General features: G+C 58.6%; 9 protein-coding genes and 1 pseudogene. 3 read left to right on the top strand and 7 right to left on the bottom strand.

Going from position 1 to position 15,413, the window contains the following annotated elements; all coding sequences use genetic code 11:
* Nucleotides 1-29: 29 nt before the first annotated feature.
* The 5 genes from ACYQ0Z_RS11295 to ACYQ0Z_RS11275 form a co-directional block, all read right to left on the bottom strand.
* Nucleotides 30-1,181: an acetoin utilization protein AcuC gene (locus ACYQ0Z_RS11295; protein WP_459868176.1), complete on the bottom strand. Its 1,152-nt coding sequence runs from the start codon at nucleotides 1,179-1,181 to the stop codon at nucleotides 30-32.
* Nucleotides 1,182-1,201: 20 nt separating this feature from the next.
* Entirely contained in the window at nucleotides 1,202-1,834 is a 633-nt protein-coding gene (locus ACYQ0Z_RS11290) for a GNAT family N-acetyltransferase (RefSeq protein WP_459868173.1), read from the bottom strand.
* 313 nt (nucleotides 1,835-2,147) lie between these two features.
* Nucleotides 2,148-3,791, bottom strand: coding sequence for a solute symporter family protein (locus ACYQ0Z_RS11285; protein WP_459868170.1), 1,644 nt, complete (start codon nucleotides 3,789-3,791; stop codon nucleotides 2,148-2,150).
* A 22-nt stretch (nucleotides 3,792-3,813) separates the two neighbouring features.
* Nucleotides 3,814-4,566: a LytR/AlgR family response regulator transcription factor gene (locus ACYQ0Z_RS11280; protein ID WP_459868167.1), complete on the bottom strand. Its 753-nt coding sequence runs from the start codon at nucleotides 4,564-4,566 to the stop codon at nucleotides 3,814-3,816.
* Nucleotides 4,551-6,392, bottom strand: a complete 1,842-nt coding sequence (locus tag ACYQ0Z_RS11275) for a LytS/YhcK type 5TM receptor domain-containing protein (protein ID WP_459868164.1) — start codon at nucleotides 6,390-6,392, stop codon at nucleotides 4,551-4,553. The genes ACYQ0Z_RS11280 and ACYQ0Z_RS11275 overlap by 16 nt, the downstream gene beginning before the upstream one ends.
* 678 nt (nucleotides 6,393-7,070) lie before the next feature.
* Between ACYQ0Z_RS11275 and tyrS the strand changes: the two genes are divergently transcribed.
* The 3 genes and pseudogenes from tyrS (at nucleotide 7,071) to ACYQ0Z_RS11260 (ending at nucleotide 11,708) form a co-directional block, all read left to right on the top strand.
* Entirely contained in the window at nucleotides 7,071-8,351 is a 1,281-nt protein-coding gene (gene tyrS, locus ACYQ0Z_RS11270) for a tyrosine--tRNA ligase (RefSeq protein WP_459868161.1), read from the top strand.
* A 960-nt stretch (nucleotides 8,352-9,311) separates the two neighbouring features.
* A pseudogene (locus ACYQ0Z_RS11265) lies at nucleotides 9,312-10,650 on the top strand (IS1182 family transposase).
* Nucleotides 10,651-11,438: 788 nt separating this feature from the next.
* A complete protein-coding gene (locus tag ACYQ0Z_RS11260; RefSeq protein WP_459868158.1) occupies nucleotides 11,439-11,708 on the top strand; it encodes a hypothetical protein in 270 nt (89 codons plus the stop codon).
* A 1,399-nt stretch (nucleotides 11,709-13,107) separates the two neighbouring features.
* Here ACYQ0Z_RS11260 and ACYQ0Z_RS11255 read toward each other — a convergent pair.
* Both ACYQ0Z_RS11255 and ACYQ0Z_RS11250 read right to left on the bottom strand, forming a co-directional pair.
* Complete coding sequence (locus tag ACYQ0Z_RS11255; RefSeq protein WP_459868155.1) at nucleotides 13,108-13,872, bottom strand: arylamine N-acetyltransferase family protein; 765 nt, start codon at nucleotides 13,870-13,872, stop codon at nucleotides 13,108-13,110.
* Nucleotides 13,850-15,034 (bottom strand): threonine synthase, encoded by a 1,185-nt coding sequence (locus ACYQ0Z_RS11250; protein WP_459868152.1) that lies wholly within the window; start codon nucleotides 15,032-15,034, stop codon nucleotides 13,850-13,852. The genes ACYQ0Z_RS11255 and ACYQ0Z_RS11250 overlap by 23 nt, the downstream gene beginning before the upstream one ends.
* Nucleotides 15,035-15,413 lie beyond the last annotated feature (379 nt).

Below are 15,413 nucleotides of genomic sequence, written 5' to 3'. Positions count from 1 at the left end.
ACACACCCTCCTTTGGGGGTTGGTTGCGGTTACGGCGCATACAGCAAGGCCAACTCGACGGTGTGCCGGTTGCGCGCGTCGATCTCGGACCGCCGCGGGATGGGCGGGACGATGTCCGGCGGATCCAACAACCGCTGGGGGAGGGGGACCGGGCTCTGGGCCTGCCAGCGTTCCCGCCAGGAAGGCGGCAATTCGGGATTGCCGGCGAAGGGACGGTCGACCAGCTCCGCCCACAGGAGGGCCCACGCGCGCGGTACGACGCGCCAGATGTCATAGCCGCCCCCGCCGACAGCGACGAGGCGCCCGTCGCACAGTTCGTGGGCCAGGCGGTGGGCCAACTTGGGAATTTCCGCGTAGATGCGCGTTGTGGCGCACAAGTGGCTGAGCGGATCCCACACGTGGGCGTCGCAGCCGTTCTGGGTGATGATGATGTCGGGGCGGAAGCGGTGCGCCACGCGCTCCACCACGGTCGTGTAGCATTCCAGCCAGGAATCGTCCTCGGTGAAGGGTTCGAGCGGCACGTTGATGCTGCGCCCGAAGCCGGGGCCGTCGCCCCGCTCATGGACGAAGCCGGTCCCGGGGAAAAGAGTGCGGCCCGTTTCGTGAAGGGAAACGGTGAGCACGTCGGGGTCGTCGTAAAAGGCCCACTGCACGCCGTCGCCGTGGTGGGCGTCGGTGTCGAGATACAGCACGCGCGCGCCGTAGTGGCGGCGCAGCCAGGCGATGGCTACGGCGCAGTCGTTGTAAATGCAAAACCCGGACGCCCGTCCGCGCAGGGCATGATGGAGTCCGCCTGCCAGGTTGACGGCGTGATCGGCCTTCCCTTCCATCACCCATTCCGCGGCGAGCAGCGTGCCGCCCACGGCCAACGCCGCCGCCTCGTGCATGCCGGCAAAGGCGGGATTGTCCTCGGTGCCGATGTAGTAGGCCAGGTAGGCCTCTGGGGTTCCCGGGTTTTCCGATGCCCGCTTCACGGCGTCGATGTACGTGGACTCGTGGGCCAGCTGCAGCTCGTCGTCGGTGGCCACCCGTGGGGCGATGATCTGTCCGGGGGCGATCAGCCCCCATTCCTGCAGCAGATCGACGGTGAGGACAAGCCGGCGTTGGTCGAAGGGGTGGTCGGAATGGAAGCGGTAGGCGAGGCAGTCGGGACTGTAGATGAAGACCGACCGATGGGTCATGGCGATCCTCCTTCGGTGTGTCACCAGATCGTTCGGTTTTGAAAGCGCAGGCGGTCGAAGGTGGCCACCGCTTCCAGGGGGACGTTTTTGCCGATGCGCACCATCAGGCAGTTGGCCGGATGGGCGCAGATTTCCGGATCGTCGGTGGCCATCCACACCAACCCGGCACTGCCCATCACCTTTTCCATCACCCGGCGGTACGCCCACACGTCGAGGCCGGTTCCTTTCAGGTCCCAGTGCCAGTAGTACTCCGTCGTCAGCACAATGTAGTTCTCCATGAACTCGTCGAGAAACGCGACGCGCAGGAGCGTTTTGGCCAGGCCCCCGTGGCGGTAAGGGGGAGCGACCTCGATGGCCCCGAGTTCGAGCAAGCAGTCGATTCCGCCCTGTGCCCAGCGTTCAAAGGGATCGGGATAGTGAAAGGTGACGTATCCGACCACGGTGTTGGCGCGGCGGGCGACGATCACGCGTCCCTCGGGCAGCGCGGCGATCTCCATCAGGGCCTGGTGTTGTTTTGCGGGCGGACGGAAGGCGACAAGGCCGTCATCCAGGCGAAAGGTTGCGAGGACGTCGGGAGATACGGGGCCTTCTACCCGCAGCGTCCCACGGGGATGCGGCCAGTCGATCCCGTGGTAGGTTTTGATGTGCTCCACAGCAATCTCTCCTTGAGGGTTAACGTTGGCCCGCGCCGCCGCTGGTCTCTTCCCCAGCGGCCTCCGCCGCAGCCGGCCCATCGCCCCGGACGGGGGTCAGGGCAATGGCCCGGTTGTGGAGGAGGGCAGGGGGGATGGACCTCTGATTGAATTCCGAACATTATGAACAAACAAACATGCTGGCCTGTTCCTGCAGTACGGACAAACTGCCGCTCTGACCGAGGGCGCGTACCACAGCCGACGTCTTCGGGATGCGGGCGAGGTCCCCCTTCCATGCTGCGCGGGCCTCCGGTCGGTGTTTCCCATGCCTCCGTCAGGGCTGTTTGCCTTCATCCCCAGCGGAGGGCTCTCCTTTTAGCATACCGTTTTGACGGGTTTCGGCAACCTCGGATTGCCCGTACCGTTCTGGACGGGCGGCGCCGTTGGGCGCCGGAGGCGGAGCGGGGCCGAGGTGAAGTTGCGCGAGGATCCGGGTATACCGGTTTGCATCCGCCAGGCTGGGGAACAGACGGGAACCGATGTAGGCGACGGCAAAGCTGAGCGGTACGGTGAAGAGGGCCGGGTTCGTTGGCGACAGGAGGGGCGCGGCGGCGTCGCGGAAGACGGGATAGCCGGAGCGGGAGCTGAGAACAACAAAGGCGATCGGCGCCAGTGTGCCGGCCAGCAGGCACCAGGTGGCGCCGCGGGCCGTCAAGGGGCGCCAGTAGAGTGTCAGCACGAGAACGGGAAAATGGGCCGAGGCGGCCAGGGAAAAGATCAGCGCGACGAGCCCGGCGGCGTTGGCGTCCCGGAATTGCAGGGCCAGCAGGATCGCGATGAAGGCCACGCCGACAGCCGCGCCCCGTGCCACCCGCATCTGGGCCGCATCGGAGACCGCCCCCCGGCGGAGGACGTGTCCGTACACGTCGTGGGCGAAGGAAGAGGAGGCGGCGATGACCACGCCGCAGACGACGGCGAGGATGGTGGCGAAGGCGATGGCGGCGACAAAGGCCATGAGAAAGTCGCCGCCAAGGACCTGGGCCAGCAGGGGAACGGTCAGGTTACCGGTCGGGTCGGCATCCTTTAGCGCGTTCCAGCCGACAAACCGCACGGCGCCGATGCCGAGGAGGGCCGTCATCAGGTAGAAGCTGCCGACCACAAGCGTGGCGGTGAGGACCGAGCGGCGGGCTGTTGGGGCGTCCCGGACGGTCAGGCAGCGAACAAGGATATGGGGCAGGCCGGCCGTTCCCAGTACCAGAGCCAAGCTGAACGAGAGCAAATCAAGGGGGCGCGCAAAGAGGTTGCGGGGGTTGAGGAAGGCCTCGCCCCATGGCGTGGCCCGGGACGCGTAGGCAAGCAGTGCGGCCAGGTCCCACTCGATGCGGGCCAGGATGATCAAGCAGACCATAGCCGTGCCGGTGACAAGGAGAACAGCTTTGACGATCTGCACCCACGACGTGGCCATCATCCCGCCAAACACGACATAGAGGGTCATGAGCAGGCCGACGGCGAGCACCGACGCGGAATACGGCGCGCCGAGAAGCAAGTTTAGGAGCAACCCGGCGGCCACGAGCTGCGCCACCATGTACAGGATGGAAATGAACACGGTGCTCAGCCCGAGCAGCAAGCGAAGGGACAGGAGAGGGAACCGGGCGCAGACCACGTCGGCCAGGGTGAAAGTGCCGAGGTTGCGCACCGGCTCGGCCACCAGTAGGAGCAGCACCAGGTAGGAGGCCAGAAAGCCGATGGCGTAGAGAAACCCGTCAAATCCGTAGAAGGCGATGGTGCCGGTGATGCCGAGGAAGGAGGCGGCGCTGATATAGTCGCCGGCGATGGCCAGGCCGTTCTGCAGGCCGGTCAGCTGGCCCCCGGCCGTGTAGTAGTCGCGGGTGGAGGCGGTCTGCTTGGCCGCCCAGTAGGTGATGAGCAGCGTGCCGACGACGATGGCGAGAAAGAAGAGGAACGTGCTGACGCTCATCGGTTCACCTTCCTCGTTCCCCTTACAGGTGGAAACGCTGCAGCAGCGCTTTCGCCGCCGCACGGCTGACGGGGATGCGCGTTCGCTTTGCATCGTTGACGACGAGGTAGTAGGTGCCGTGCGCCCCGGGGCGAATCTCCTCCACGTGGTTCAAATTGACCAGGTAGGAGCGGTGGGGGCGGAAGAAATGGTACGGCTTGAGCCTGACCTCCAGTTCGTTCAACGTGATTTTAGCGGTATACGTGTTGTGGGTGCTGTGGAGTTTCACCTGGCGCACGTCCCGCTCCACATAGAGAATGGCTGCCGGATCGACGACGATGAGGCGCTCGCCGTCCTCAAGGAGGAGCTTATCCATTTTCGGCTCGGCCTCAGGGGGATTGTGGACGTTCCGCGCCGCGTCGCTTCGCCGCTTGAGTTCGGCCCGCACCCGCCGCAGGGCTTCGGCGAGCTGGGCCTCGCTATAGGGCTTGAGCAGGTAATCGACGGCCTGCAGGCGGAAGGCTTCCACCGCGTAATGGTCGTAGGCGGTGGTGAAGACGATCAGAGGTGGATCTGTGCGGGCGGCCAACTGGCGAGCGGCCAACATCCCGTCGAGGTCCGGCATGTGGATGTCGAGAAAGATTACGTCCGGCTTGTGTTTCTCGTACTGTTCCAAGAGCTCCCGCCCATTGGTTGCGCTGGGAAGGAGGATGAGATCGGAATGCGCCTTGAGGAGGTACTCCAGTTCTTCCCGAGCCAGCTTTTCGTCTTCGGCGATCATCACCTTGATGGCCATGGGCGTTCCCTCCCGCGGATGGCGTCGTGTTGTGGGGGCTCTCGGCGTAGGGAATCGGAGGATTCGCCTGACGGGCGCGGCACGTCGCTGGTGGGGAGGTGCGGCACGCGGAAGGACACGCGGCACCCCCCTTCCGGCTTGTTTTCGATGTGCAGGGCGGCGCGCTCGCCAAAAAGGGTGACGAGGCGCTGGTTAACGTTGTAGAGGCCGATGCCGTTGCCCGGCGTGTTGGGAAGCGGAACGCGTCCCAGGCGGGGCAGGAGGTCTTCCGAGATGCCCGTGCCGTTGTCCTCGACGACGATGGCCACGTGGTCCGGGTGGGGGGTGACGGTGATGAGGAGCCGTCCTCCCGCCGTTTTGTTTTTGAGCCCGTGCTGGATGCTGTTTTCTGCCAGCGCCTGAAGGGTGAGGGGTGGTACGTACGCAGTAGGCGGGACGGCTTCGGCCCGCAAATCGACGTGAAGGCGGTCGGCAAAGCGCACCTGGACGATATCCAGATAGGTCTTCACGTGCTCCAATTCCTGTGCCAGGGGCACGAGGGTTTGAGACAGGATGCTCAGGTTGGTGCGTAGAAATTGGGCCAGCTTAAGCGTGATCTCCCGCGCTTTGGGGGGATCGACGCGAATCAGCGACACGATGGAGTGGAGCGTGTTGAACAAGAAATGCGGGTTGACCTGGGCCTGCAAGAGCCGCAGCTCAGCCTCCCGCATCAGGTCGCGCAGCCGTTCGGCCTCGGCCCGGTGCAACTGGTTGGAGATCAACCGGCCCAGCCCTTGCGCCAGCACGACGTCCACGGCGCGGATCTGCTGTGGCCGCTTGTAGTAGAAGAGGATGGCGCCTGCCCCCCGACCCGCCTGATGAAAGGGAACGACGATGGCCGCCTTCAGCGGGCATTTAGGATGCCGGCAGCCGATTTCCTCCGCTTCGGCAATCACCCGCACGTGGCCGGCATCGGCTTCCCCTTCTCCGTCCCACGGCAGGGGTGCGCCGGGACGGTGGTGATCGGCCCCCAGCCCGACGTGGGCCAGCATGCGCCGTTCGTCGGCAATGGCTACGGCCGCCGGGCCCAGTTCATTCATGAGCAGCTGTGCGGTGGTCCTTGCTGTTTCGGGGGTGAGGCCTTGCTTCAGGTCGGGCAGAATCTTGTCGGCCAATTTCAGCGCTCGCCGCGTTTCGAGGGCCTGAGCACGTTCCGTTTCGTGGAGCACAGCGCGAATCATCAAGGTGAACACGGCGATGGCGATGCTGTTGGTCAGGACCATCGGGATGCCGATGCGGTTGACAAGGCGGACGGCGCCATCGCTGGGGACGGTAAAGGCGAGCAGGAAACCCATCGTCAAGATCGTGGCAAACATGCCGATGAACAAGGATTTTTCCGGCGCGATTACCCGCTCGGCGGAAAAGAACCGGGCCGCCCCGCCGGCGAGGAGGCCGACGAAGGGGGTGGCCACGGCGTACCCGAGACTTGTGACGCCGGCGGTGGCAAAGAGAAACGCTCCCGTGATCAGCCCGGCGCCGAGGCCAACGACCGACCCGCCAAGCAGGCCGGCCATCACCACGCCCACGTTTCCCGAATGGGCCAGCGCGTCCCCCTCCTCAACCACCGGAACCCAAAGCGGCTGCACAACGGTGTCCTGCCGCACCACAATGCCGGCCAGCACCCCGCCGATGCCGAACAGACCAAAGAGCAGGGAATGGGTCGCAGCCGTCTGCCAGGTTAGATCCCGTGCGAGCAGCGCTTGGAAGGATGGGATGCGCGTGAGGAGGAAGGCGGCGAGGAGCAGCAGGCCCATGCGTTCCATCAGCGCAACGGTGAGCACGTCCATCCTGTTGGACTCCTTGTCCGTACAGATGACCGGTTTTGCTGCCAAACAAATGCTCGGTGGGAAACCGCGAAATTTACGGTATTGAGAAAAGAGAATCAATTGAATGACAACGGATGGCGGTCTCTTCTCCGCGATCCGGAGTGGGGCAAAGGGAACGGGCGATGTTAGAATTCGATCTGTGCTTACGGAATTCCTGCATCGGATGCGTGGGAGGATACTGCTTTATGCCCCTCTTGCTGTTCACCAAGAAGTAGACATGCCCCGTCGCCTTGTGGTAAAAGATAAGGCGTAACCTCTCGATCAGCGCAAACGCGAGGAAGGACGCCAGTAGTCCCTGGGAAGCCGCCTGTCAGAGAGCCGGTGGTGGGTGTGAACCGGTGCGGTCCAGCGGGCGAAGTACCGTCCGGAGCGGGGCCGGTGAAGGGCGCGCGGATGCGCCTGCGTAGCCGGCTGCCGGGCCAGAAGGCCCGTTATCGCAACGGAGCGGCGGGAGAAAGCCGGTGTGCGGCCTTGTGTATTCTCCCGGCCAGAAGGGTGGTACCGCGGCGCTGTCCGTCCCTTTAACGGGGCGGTTTTTTGTTTGCGCCCGGTCCCGCCGAAAACCGGACCCGGTTCTGTGTCGGCGTCAACGATGTCGGGTGCATGTTCCGGAACCCTTGCATACGGAGGCGAAGCGGGATGGAGGAAACGAAGGCGCGCAACGGTGAGGAAGCAATTGTCCTGACGGCGGATCAGGAGCGGGAGGTGGAGCGGCAACTGGCCGTCATTGCCCGCGGCGTGGCGGAGATCCTGCCGGAAGAGGAGCTGCGCCGCAAGCTGGCGCGGTCGGTGGCCACGGGGCGGCCGCTGAAGGTGAAGCTGGGGCTGGACCCGTCGGCGCCGGACATCCATATCGGCCACACGGTGGTGCTGCAGAAGCTGCGCCAGTTCCAGGAGCTCGGCCACACCGTGCAGCTCATCATCGGGGACTTCACGGGGCGCATTGGGGACCCGACGGGCAAGTCGGAGACGCGCAAGCCCCTCACCGAGGAGCAGGTGAAGGAAAACGCGCGCACCTACGTCGAGCAGTTTGCCAAGGTGCTCGACATGGACAAGGTGGAATTGCACTTCAACAGCAAGTGGCTGGCGTCGCTCACCTTCGCCGACGTGGTGAAGCTGGCGGCGCAGGTGACGGTGGCGCGAATGCTGGAGCGCGACGACTTCGAAAAGCGGTACAGGGCGGGCCAGCCGATCAGCCTGCACGAGTTTTTCTACCCCCTCATGCAGGGGTACGATTCGGTGGCCCTCCGGTCGGACATCGAGCTCGGCGGCACCGACCAGAAGTTCAACCTCCTGATGGGCCGCCACCTGCAGGAGGTGTTTGGCCAGGAGCCGCAGGTCATCCTCATGATGCCGCTCCTCGAGGGGCTCGACGGCGTGAAAAAGATGTCGAAGAGCCTCGGCAACTACATTGGCATCAGCGAGCCGCCGAACGAGATGTATGGCAAGACCATGTCGGTTCCCGATGAGCTGATGGTCAAGTACTTTGAGCTGGTCACCGACCTGTCCAACGAGGAGATCGCCGCCATCCGTCGCGGTTTGGCCGACGGCACGCTCCACCCGCGCGACGCCAAGATGAAACTGGCGCACACCCTGGTGCGCATGTACCACGGCGTGGAAGCGGCCCGGCAGGCCGAGGATTACTTCCGCACCGTCTTCCAGGAGCGAGCGTTGCCGGACGAGATTCCGGCGGTGGCTGTCGAGCGGGGCAAGCTGGAGGACGGCCGGATGTGGATTGTGCGCCTCCTCGTCGAGCTGGGGCTGGTTCGCTCGAACGGCGAAGGGCGGCGTCTGATCCAGCAGGGCGGTGTGAAGATTGACGGGGAGAAAGTGGCCGACGTCGACGCCGCTGTGGTGGTGCGTGACGGCATGGTCGTGCAGGTGGGCAAGCGCAAGTTTGCCAAGGTGGTCCTGCAGTAACGATCGCCTCGGTGGGGCGATCGAAGGGGTAAAGAGCCCGCTCCTGGTCGGAAACCGCCGGGAGCGGGCGTGGTTTGTTCGTCAAGGTTTCCCAAACCGGGGATTTTCCTTCCGGCCGTTCGGATAGAACGGCCGCTTTTTTGTGCGCCCGGCATGGGCGCTGTCTATAGGGTGAAAGTCCCGAACGGTGAAGGCGGCAGTAGCCGTTAACTTAAGGAAAGGGCGTCCACCGCGAGGCGGAGTCTGAAGGAAGCCGGCGGCAAATCTCCGGCCCGACGAACAGGAACCCCATACGAGGCTGCCTGTGCTTGGACCAGTCTGCACAACAAGACAAAGTCCTTGCCGCCGAAGGGCACAGTCAGTAAATGGGGCGGGTAGATGGAGGGAAAGACAGCGCTCTTACCCGGGGAGGCCTGCCGGGTACGCCCGGTTACCGGGTAACCCGCGTCGAAAGGCGTGGCTGAACCGGCAGGAGTCAGCAGAGGCCATAGTACGTCTCCCGCGACGTCCGGGAGACGGAAGGGCCGAACACAAGGAAAGGGGTGGGTGCGACATGGGTTCGCGAGAAGGGCGACGACAGCCGAAAATCCCGAAAGGGAGCTGCCTACGGGAGGAAGCGGTGAATCCGCGGGGGACCGTAGGAGCGCCGAGTCCTTCTCCGGCACCCCTCGCCACTCCGCCCCGCGAAGCAGGCGACAACCTGATGGAGCAGGTGGTGGAGCGACAGAACATGCTCCGCGCCTTGCGCCGTGTTGAGCAGAACAAGGGTGCACTAGGGATTGACAGGATGGAGGTGAAAGACCTCCGAGCCTATCTCGTCAACCACTGGACACGCATCCGCGAGGAGCTGCTTGCGGGAACCTATCGGCCGTCTCCGGTCCGTCGAGTCGAAATCCCGAAACCCGGTGGCGGTGTGCGGCTGCTGGCCGTTACCAGCCTACCGTTGTTTCGTTGGACTAATTGGTTCCTCAGGATCACCTGGTCCGCAAAATTGAAAACGCCATCGATTTCTCGTTTATCTATGACCTGGTGGAAGATCGTTACTGCCCAGACAACGGAAGACCCAGCATCGCCCCCGTTGTCCTCATCAAAATGGTGCTCATCCAGTATCTGTTCGGCATCCGTTCCATGCGGTAAACCATCAAAGAAATCGAAACCAATCTCGCCTACCGGTGGTTCTTGGGATACGATCTCACCCAGCCCATCCCCCATTTCACGACGTTTGGCAAAAACTATGTCCGCCGATTCAAAGGTACCGACCTCTTTGAAAGGATCTTCACGCGCATTCTCGAAGAAGCCTGCCATCATGGGCTGGTCGACCCTTCCGTGTTGTATATCGATTCCACCCATGTCAAAGCCAACGCCAACAAGAGGAAATATCTCAAGCGGCTTGTCCAGGAAGAAGGCAAGAAATATCAAGAACTTCTCGAAGAGGAAATCAACCAGGACCGTGTAGCGCACGGGAAAAAGCCGTTGCCAAAAAAGTCTAAAGCCGTCTGGAAGGAGGTGAAAAAAAGAACCACCGATCCGGACAGCGGCTGGTTTGTCAAAAACGAAAAGGAACAGACGTTTGCTTACTCCTTCCATGCAGCCAGCGACCAAAACGGCTTTGTCGTCAGTGCCGTCGTCATGGCCGCCAACGTTCATGACAGTCAGGTCTTCACAGATGTGTTCGAGCAAGCTGTCAGGCACGTCGGAAAACCCAGCGCTGTCGCGGTGGATGCAGGGTATAAAATGCCTTATATCTGCAAGTACCTCTTGGACCAACAGGTCCGTCCGGTCATGCCGTATACTCGTCCCCACACAAAAGACGGAAGGTATCGAAAGCAGGATTACGTGTACGATGAGTACTACGATTGCTATCTTTGTCCTGCCGGACAACTGCTCACCTACGAAACCACGACCCGTGAGGGTTACTGAATCTACCGTTCCGATGCCACGACCTGTCGCACTTGTCCATTCCGCTCCCAGTGCACAGAAAGTCACGATGCGGTTAAACGCGCCGAAAGGAAACGATCGAGCGTGTATTTGCGGATCTCAAGGAGAAGCATGGCTTGCGTTGGACCACGTTGCGAGGATTGGAAAAAGTTACAATGCAGGCGATGCTTGTTTTTGCTTGTATGAATTTAAAAAATCTGGCAATTGGTTATGGAGGTTAGGAAAAACAGGGCGCCATGCCCTTCATTTCGGTATCCTTTTTGTTCTCAGACGACAAGAAAACTTCCTCGGCTGCGTTGGCACCGAGGGAGTTTGTCTGCAGTCTGTAGCCCGGCCAATGAGCCGGGCTTTGCATCTATAGAAGAAGGTTCACCCGTTTGGGTCGGGAGGCTTTTTGATGGGCTTACTGGTTGCGGGCAACCTTGGTCGGTTCGGTCGACAAAATATTACAAATTTCACCCCTTGATTCTCCATGTCATACATAAATAGAATAAAATTCGGAAGATGTAAATTGTTATTTGAAGGGGGGTATATGGACATAATTCATGTATCTCTTCTTTCCTTCAATCGAAGACAATGAATTAGAGGTAAGCTGGGACAACAAAAAAAAGAAAATCAATCGAAACGGAGACTTTCTGGATCTTACTGGGATTCCCCCGACGCAGTCGTTTACCCTTTACTGTTCGGGTAATGCCCTTCTTACAACTTCTATCAAAAAAATTAATCCATCTTGAAAAAATGTTAAACTTATTCGAGGAACCACTTGTCTTGATGTGTGGATGAAACAAGATACGCTTTATCCCGTAAGGCCCACCTCCACCTTCTATATCAACGATTCGCAAATTTGCTTGTTTGCCGAATTAATTGGTGTGCAGCACGATTGCCCTGTCATTGTTACCTGGCATCATGAAGGAGTACTCGTACATGGTTCTATGGCGACGATTCCCGTTTCGAAAGATCTGCATCAGTTCCACCGAACATATGCTGCAGGTTTCTACCTTAACCCTGAGGTGTCGACAGGTCAATGGATGGTTACATTGCACCTTGTAACCGGCAGGGAATTGTTCCAACAAAAATTTCAAATTTTAGATCGTGAACGATTGTATTATCGTCCATATAACGAAAATTACACAAGAGGGAGGATTTTCGATGAGCGTGTTGAATAGGTTTGGATATGCGGTCAAGAGTGGCTTCAGGGAATTGTATAGCAATTACGGGTGGGGCGACCTGGCTAAAGATGTGGCCATGCCTAAAGCGGAAGCATATTCTAAAGCGGTTAAAGCAGGATTAATATCGGCAAAAACGCTTGGAAAGGTCGCATCTCGTGCTATCCCTGTGTATGGTTATTATTCTACAGCACAAGATGTATGGACATTTGGGAAGGGGTTTATCAAGGGGTGGCAAGCATATGGTAGATAGAAAAAAAACAGTTTTCCTTTTTGCTTCGTATATACTCGCTATCATCGTAATGTTAATTTTTGGTTATCTTATGGGTCTTGAAATTTCGAAGAAACCAATAGAAAAACAACCTGACAAATACATCAAATCTCTTTTTTGGCCTCTCGTTGGCATAAGTCTATTTTCCATATGGTTTTTAGACAAATCGGGCACCACAAAATATCCTTATTGGAAATATGTTCTTCTTTTCACTCTGAATTCTGTTCCTTTGTTACTTGTCTTTAATCTAATGACAACTCTTTATTCTAACGTTCCAATTCTATACGTTATTATGCTTCTTCCAAGTTTAGTCCTCTCTTTTGTTATTTTCTCAATACATATCTTGATTTCAAAGATGGATGAAGATCGAAGCATATGGCGACAGAAGAAATACTATCTATTCATAATCCTTTTGATCTTAGTGACCTTTTTTGGCGCTATATATGTCTATATCAAAAACGTCAATTCCCATATCTCTTTTCCAATCATATTATTAGTTTTAACGATCATAATGTTTATTTTAAGTTTGTATGAGCTTAATCAAACTGTTAAGAAAAAACAATTAGGTAGAGCAGATCTTGAGTGACGAGAGACTCCATAAGATTGACTATGAGCTTTGCTAGTTTGTACCCGGCTCATTAGCCGGGCTTTTCTGTTGCCTTCGTTTGGGGTACAATACAAACATATGTTCCAAAGAACGTGTGTTTGGGTAAGCCCATGCTCCGAGTTGACGACCCGCAGTTGATAATGCCAGTATGAGATGCTCTGCGAGCTGTGTTGGGGTCAGAGGTGTGTCTGCTGCGTACGGTACGGTAAACACCGATCCAGGAGTAGGGAAGCCGTAGTAGCGGAAGACGAATAATCCCTAGGATCATGGTACCAAAATCGCGCAAGATCACTTGATGCAAGAGAAGAATATTGATATGATACCAACAGAAAAAAGGGGCTGGAGAACAACTCCAGCCCAATATCAAGAAAACAAACCGGAAGAGGAGTGAGAGGGGCAGAGCGGAGCTCTGCCCTTTTCACATCTCTTTATCATGCGGGTGCTTGCCGTTAAACTCAAGTAGTAAAATATTCCAATAGTGTCCCCGTCGGGTTTTCCCCGACCAAAAGCTCCTTTCCGTCTATATGCTTGCTTCTCGGCACCGGCGACGAAGACTTGGCTGCCGAGGGCGAACTTCAATAGCGTTTCACCAGGCAGTCCTTCACAGAACGCCGCATACCCTCGCAACGAGGGAAGATGCGGCGATGCCGAAGCCGAAGCGGCGCAAGTTCAAGCGAGAAGGAAACGTCGGGCATACCATCGAGGAGGGGCCCCTTATGGCCCCTCAACCAGTAGACAAGACAATGTATCGGGATATGGGGTGGGGGACAGGGGTTACAGGCGGATGCCAAAATGTTCTGCCAGCATCCGGCTCCACTCCTCTTCCGACTTGACGGGAAATATCTCCTGTTTGCCGTTTTCCGTCACTTTCAGCTCCGTGCCGGTGAGCGTAATCCGACCGGTTAAGGTGGCAAGCGAACAGATCTTGTGGCGCGTAAAAGGGGATGCGGGCGATGTTTGGTGAGAGCGGCACATCTCTTGAAATTCATCGATGGTGCGGGGCACAAGGGTGAACAGATATTCATCCGACCAGTTTCCCTCGACCCATCTTTGCATGCTGAATTCGCCGTTTTCAAGCTGCTTCACCCGGTAAGTGCCGCTGATGTCTTCACGGGGTTCCCCGCTGAGGGGAAGGGGGTGGCGGGACGAGTTGCCGAAGCCTACGTCAACCAAGTACGGCTCGGGAAGGCGCACAATCAGGGCGAGGTGGTCAAATTCAGGCCCGAATCCGCCTTGCGCTTTTTTCACCCGTGCCGAAATGAGCGTGGAATCGAAATCGAGTGCGGTCAGAAGCGCATGGAACAGATGGTTCAGTTCATAGCAGAACCCTCCCCGCTTCCGGCGTACGATCTTGTCGAACAGGGACGGGATGTCAAGACGGATCGGCCGACCCAGATGAATGTCCAGGTTTTCGAACGGGATGGTGAGAAGATGGCGTTCATGCAGTTTGTTGAGGAAAGAAAGGGTGGGTTTTTGCGAAGTAGGGATGCCTAAAAGGTTGAGATACGCCTGCACGTCAAACTCGTTGATCTCGTTCATGAGGGCTCCTCTCCTTAAAACCGTGGGAAGTTCCGATTGCGACCACGGACTCTTCTTTTTTCAGCCATCCGGAGTCAACCAGCCGAATAACAGCAGCCAGAACCGACGCCGAGGAAGATTCCAGTAGCAGGCCGGATCGCGCTGCTTCCTTCCAAGCCCACGCCACCTCCCGATCTGTCACGGATACGGCGGTCCCTCCCGATTCCGTTACCGCGGCCACTGCCTGATAGGTCACGGTGGACCCATCTATGGAAGCCAACGAGGTCCTTCCTTCGAACCGCCCGCGCCAATCCTCACCATGAAGCACGCGGGTCAGACGCGGGAAAGGTTCCACCGCCACCATGCGAGGAAGATGTGAAATTTCCCCCCGAGTCCGGCACTCTCTGAACCCTTCCCAGATTCCCCAGATCAAATCGCCCCGGGAGGTGGGGACGATCACAGCATCCGGCGCTTCACCCAGCTCTTCCACCAGCTCATAAGCAATGGTTTTCAATCCCTGTACCCCGAAGGGATTGCTGCCCACCGGCGGGACATGGAAATTGCCCGCTGGCCAAAACCCCCGCTCCCGCACCAGTTTGCCCATCAGCGGCCACCGCTCATCTGACCTGCTGACCATCCACACGTTGCCGCCGTAGCTCCGTATCCAGTCCTGAACCTGCGCTGGAACTCTAGGGGTCACGATAACATGGGCGGTCAGACCGGCAGCCGCTGCATACGCCGCCAGGGAAAGACCCGCATTTCCGCTGGACGCGATCACCACATCCGTTTTGCCGAGCAACCGGGCGGCTGCGACGATCAGCGGACTCATGCGGTCCTTGTGCGATCCGGTCGGGTTGGCTCCTTCCCATTTGATCCAGAATCGGGAAAGCCCGAACTTCCTTGCCCACGTTACCAGCGGGAGTAGAGGGGTAAACCCTTCCCCTAGTGATGGAAAGTTCCATAGCGGCAGTCCGGCCGCATATCGCATCATTCCACGCCCTTTTGGTGGCTTTCCGGTATCGGTTTCTTCATACACCATCCGCACACTGGCCGGCATGCCTTCTTCCAGGCATATGGGACATCCCAACGGAAAATCGAAGCCGGTCAGCCTGGCTCCGCAGCGGATGCATTCTGCGCCCTTAAGTCCTGGATTCCAGACAATGGAATTCTTCACGCGAACCACCGCTTTTCGTAACCCTCCAACTTCTTCTATCCGTTGGCCCGTTTCATTTCTCCTGTTTCGAGAATCACGTCCATGAAAAAATGGGGACGTCATCATGGGAATTAATTCGATCAATTTTTTTTATGGTAAGGACCATCATTAATCTGGGTTTCGATAGGTCAGCAGCAAGAGGGAGGCATGGAGCTTGTCCCGAAGGCGGCCATGCGGTTCGACGTAGCAAAGGTGCTTTATCGCTCATCTGACCGAGGCAAGGGGGGCGCCCAGCCCCCTTTTGGTTTGGGAGGGGATTGGACTTGAACGACAAGACCCCTTGCGTCTTCAAAAGGGTGAAAACTCAATCATTCCTGCGGGCCTCGCCCGACCGTTTTTTCTATGCCAA

Source organism: Calditerricola yamamurae, from assembly GCF_054654135.1.
The sequence above is the reverse complement of the archived record's forward strand: the minus strand, read 5'-3'. Positions and strand labels throughout refer to the sequence as shown.